The organism is Streptomyces sp. NPDC090741, from assembly GCF_044769045.1.
Taxonomy (GTDB): Bacteria; Actinomycetota; Actinomycetes; order Streptomycetales; family Streptomycetaceae; genus Streptomyces.
This window is the reverse complement of sequence record NZ_JBIVXF010000043.1, coordinates 1-4,456: the sequence shown is the minus strand read 5'-3', so window position 1 is coordinate 4,456 and position 4,456 is coordinate 1. Positions and strand designations below refer to the sequence as shown.

Below are 4,456 nucleotides of genomic sequence, written 5' to 3'. Positions count from 1 at the left end.
TAGCTCAGCTGGGAGAGCACCTGCTTTGCAAGCAGGGGGTCGTCGGTTCGATCCCGTCTGCCTCCACCAATCTTCAATGACAAACATTCGAATGACGATTGTTCGAGTCTTTGTCATTGGCGATTGAGCCAGTCAGAGCGGTACGAAAGTATCGGCTGTCGTTCTTTAACAATCTGGAAGAAGTAAGTAATTTGGATAGCGGAAGCGTCTTGAGATGGACGTGAAAGTTATCCGGGTTGTGATTGTATCGATGTATCTCAAGATGATTCGAACTCTATGTTTGACTCAATTGGAATACGGCACAACGCGAGAACTCAACCTGTAGCGACTGTCGCGAGACAGACTCGTTATAGGGTCAAGCGAACAAGTGCATGTGGTGGATGCCTTGGCGATCACAGGCGATGAAGGACGCGGTAGCCTGCGAAAAGCTACGGGGAGCTGGCAAACAAGCTTTGATCCGTAGATGTCCGAATGGGGAAACCCACTCCTTTTGGAGTATCCATGGCTGAATACATAGGCCATGCGAAGCGAACGCGGTGAACTGAAACATCTAAGTAACCGCAGGAAAAGAAATCAACCGAGATTCCCAAAGTAGTGGCGAGCGAAATGGGATGAGCCTTGCACTCTTTATTTGTATTGTTAGCCGAACGCTCTGGAAAGTGCGGCCATAGCAGGTGATAGCCCTGTAGGCGAAAACAGTATGAAAGAACTAGGTGTGCGACAAGTAGGGCGGGACACGTGAAATCCTGTCTGAAGATGGGGGGACCATCCTCCAAGGCTAAATACTCGTGATCGACCGATAGTGAACCAGTACCGTGAGGGAAAGGCGAAAAGAACCCCGGGAGGGGAGTGAAATAGATCCTGAAACCGCATGCATACAAACAGTCGGAGCCTCGTAAGGGGTGACGGCGTACCTTTTGTATAATGGGTCAGCGACTTACGTTCAGTAGCAAGCTTAACCGTATAGGGCAGGCGTAGCGAAAGCGAGTCCGAATAGGGCGTTCAGTTGCTGGGCGTAGACCCGAAACCAGGTGATCTATCCATGGCCAGGATGAAGGTGCGGTAACACGTACTGGAGGTCCGAACCCACTAACGTTGAAAAGTTAGGGGATGAGCTGTGGATAGGGGTGAAAGGCTAAACAAACCTGGAAATAGCTGGTTCTCTCCGAAAACTATTTAGGTAGTGCCTCGTGTCTCACCTTCGGGGGTAGAGCACTGTCATGGTTGGGGGGTCTATTGCAGATTACCCCGCCATAGCAAACTCCGAATACCGAAGAGTGCAATCACGGGAGACAGACATCGGGTGCTAACGTCCGGTGTCAAGAGGGAAACAACCCAGACCGCCAGCTAAGGTCCCCAAATATAGCTAAGTGGGAAACGAAGTGGGAAGGCTAAAACAGTCAGGAGGTTGGCTTAGAAGCAGCCACCCTTTAAAGAAAGCGTAATAGCTCACTGATCGAGTCGTCCTGCGCGGAAGATGTAACGGGGCTAAGCTATATACCGAAGCTGCGGATGCGAGCTTTGCTCGCATGGTAGGAGAGCGTTCCGTAAGCCTGCGAAGGTGCCTTGTAAAGGGTGCTGGAGGTATCGGAAGTGCGAATGCTGACATGAGTAGCGATAAAGGGGGTGAAAGGCCCCCTCGCCGTAAGCCCAAGGTTTCCTACGCAACGTTCATCGGCGTAGGGTGAGTCGGCCCCTAAGGCGAGGCAGAAATGCGTAGCTGATGGGAAGCAGGTCAATATTCCTGCACCATTGTTAGATGCGATGGGGGGACGGATCGCGGAAGGTTGTCCGGGTGTTGGAAGTCCCGGTCGCTGCATTGGAGAAGGCACTTAGGCAAATCCGGGTGCGGAATTCAAGGGTGTGGCGCGAGCTCCTTAGGGAGCGAAGCAATTGGAAGTGGTTCCAAGAAAAGCCTCTAAGCTTCAGTCTAACGATGACCGTACCGCAAACCGACACAGGTGGGCGAGATGAGTATTCTAAGGCGCTTGAGAGAACTCGGGAGAAGGAACTCGGCAAATTGGTACCGTAACTTCGGGATAAGGTACGCCCTTGTAGCTTGACTGGCTTGCGCCAGAAGGGTGAAGGGGTTGCAATAAACTGGTGGCTGCGACTGTTTAATAAAAACACAGCACTCTGCAAACACGAAAGTGGACGTATAGGGTGTGACGCCTGCCCGGTGCCGGAAGATTAAATGATGGGGTGCAAGCTCTTGATTGAAGTCCCGGTAAACGGCGGCCGTAACTATAACGGTCCTAAGGTAGCGAAATTCCTTGTCGGGTAAGTTCCGACCTGCACGAATGGCGTAACGATGGCCACACTGTCTCCTCCCGAGACTCAGCGAAGTTGAAGTGTTTGTGATGATGCAATCTACCCGCGGCTAGACGGAAAGACCCCATGAACCTTTACTGTAGCTTTGCATTGGACTTTGAACCGATCTGTGTAGGATAGGTGGGAGGCTATGAAACCGGAACGCTAGTTTCGGTGGAGCCGTCCTTGAAATACCACCCTGGTTTGTTTGAGGTTCTAACCTTGGCCCGTGATCCGGGTCGGGGACAGTGCATGGTAGGCAGTTTGACTGGGGCGGTCTCCTCCCAAAGCGTAACGGAGGAGTACGAAGGTACGCTAGGTACGGTCGGAAATCGTGCTGATAGTGCAATGGCATAAGCGTGCTTAACTGCGAGACCGACAAGTCGAGCAGGTGCGAAAGCAGGTCATAGTGATCCGGTGGTTCTGTATGGAAGGGCCATCGCTCAACGGATAAAAGGTACTCTGGGGATAACAGGCTGATACCGCCCAAGAGTTCATATCGACGGCGGTGTTTGGCACCTCGATGTCGGCTCATCTCATCCTGGGGCTGTAGCCGGTCCCAAGGGTATGGCTGTTCGCCATTTAAAGAGGTACGTGAGCTGGGTTTAAAACGTCGTGAGACAGTTTGGTCCCTATCTGCCGTGGGCGTTGGATATTTGAAGGGGGCTGCTCCTAGTACGAGAGGACCGGAGTGGACGAACCTCTGGTGTACCGGTTGTCACGCCAGTGGCATCGCCGGGTAGCTATGTTCGGAAGAGATAACCGCTGAAAGCATCTAAGCGGGAAACTCGCCTTAAGATGAGATATCCCTGGGGACTAGATCCCCTTGAAGGGTCGTTCGAGACCAGGACGTTGATAGGTCAGGTGTGTAAGCGCAGTAATGCGTTCAGCTAACTGATACTAATTGCCCGTAAGGCTTGATCCTATAACAAGTCTGCCTTGTAGATCGGCGCCGTGCGACAGCACCGGCCGCGATCCAAAGCGACAAGTTGGATTCTCGTGTGTGATACACACAACTCAAGATTACTGCTTCTTCCAGGATTGGTTGTGCTGCGAAGCCAGCGCAACAACCCTCTTTGCCTGATGACCATAGCGAGTCGGTCCCACCCCTTCCCATCCCGAACAGGACCGTGAAACGACTCTACGCCGATGATAGTGCGGATTCCCGTGTGAAAGTAGGTAATCGTCAGGCTCCCTAAGCCAGAAACCCCCGCCCGAAAGGCGGGGGTTTTTGCATTTCAGCGACGGAAATGCGTGTGAAGCGGGCAAGGCCCGATTCATTTGAAATCAGAGAGCATCACTCGCTTGCCAAGAATTCTTGTTGGCTGGCGATCAGCGATGCGCCACATGCAGTCTTCATCCCGTCCAGCGCAACGGCGCGGCCTTCAATAGTGTACTGGCTGGAGCCCTGAACGATCGGGTAAGCTTTCAACTTATGGGTCTGCTTTCAGGTTGTGCTATCTACGTGTCGGGTGTCGTAAATGTTGAAAAGTCGCCCCATTGAATTTATTGGAGTTTTTCACTAACTCTGTCACGGCGTTTCGAGCTTTTTGACGCGAATAGTGAAAAAACTCGGCAGTCACGCCACAAAACGTGAAAATTTTTGCGGGTGGACCGCAGAGGCTCGCGGCACAAGGCTCTGCGCCGCGCGAACTGAGAGTGGAACTGATAGGCGTGAATCGCACGAGCATCGCGAGCGGCGGAAAATCTGCGAGGGTGGGACGCCGCGTCCCGCGAGCTGGCTTCAACTGACCCTGGCCCCGAACACGGCCGACCCCATTGTGAATCCTCTGTGGAGTACGGCCATGAAATCGGATCGGATCTGTGCCGCCTGCGGCACACCCTTCACTCCGCTCTCACACATCCCTCATCAACGCTTTTGCTCGGCCAAGGCATGCCAGCGTGCTCGCCGGCGTGCATGGCAGCACCAGCGCATGCGAGTCGATCCCGACTATCGCGAGAACCAGATCCGCGCCCAGGCCAGCTGGCGGGCCCGACATCCTGACTACTGGCGGCACTACCGCGAGACGCACCCGGCCTATCGCGATCGCAATTGCGCGATGCAGCGACGACGAAATGCACGGCGGACTGCTGGTGCCATTGCAAACATGGACGTGTGGCCGGCCTGTCGCCCGTTGGCATCTGG

At 53.8% G+C, this 4,456-nt stretch carries 2 protein-coding genes and 2 rRNA genes; 3 read left to right on the top strand and 1 reads right to left on the bottom strand.

The annotated features are described in order from the left end of the window. Positions 1-353 precede the first annotated feature (353 nt). Positions 354-3,235, top strand: a 23S ribosomal RNA gene (locus ACIQU4_RS42285). A 154-nt stretch (positions 3,236-3,389) separates the two neighbouring features. Further along, positions 3,390-3,502, top strand: a 5S ribosomal RNA gene (gene rrf, locus ACIQU4_RS42280). A gap of 105 nt (positions 3,503-3,607) precedes the next feature. On the opposite strand, the gene ACIQU4_RS42275 is transcribed toward rrf, so the two are convergent. After that, on the bottom strand, positions 3,608-3,742 hold the full coding sequence (locus ACIQU4_RS42275; protein ID WP_198108122.1) for a PAAR domain-containing protein: 135 nt from the start codon (positions 3,740-3,742) through the stop codon (positions 3,608-3,610). 502 nt (positions 3,743-4,244) lie between these two features. On the opposite strand from ACIQU4_RS42275, the gene ACIQU4_RS42270 reads away from it, so the two are divergent. Continuing rightward, positions 4,245-4,456 (top strand): hypothetical protein (locus ACIQU4_RS42270; RefSeq protein WP_403743260.1); only part of this gene is annotated, 212 nt, incomplete at its 3' end.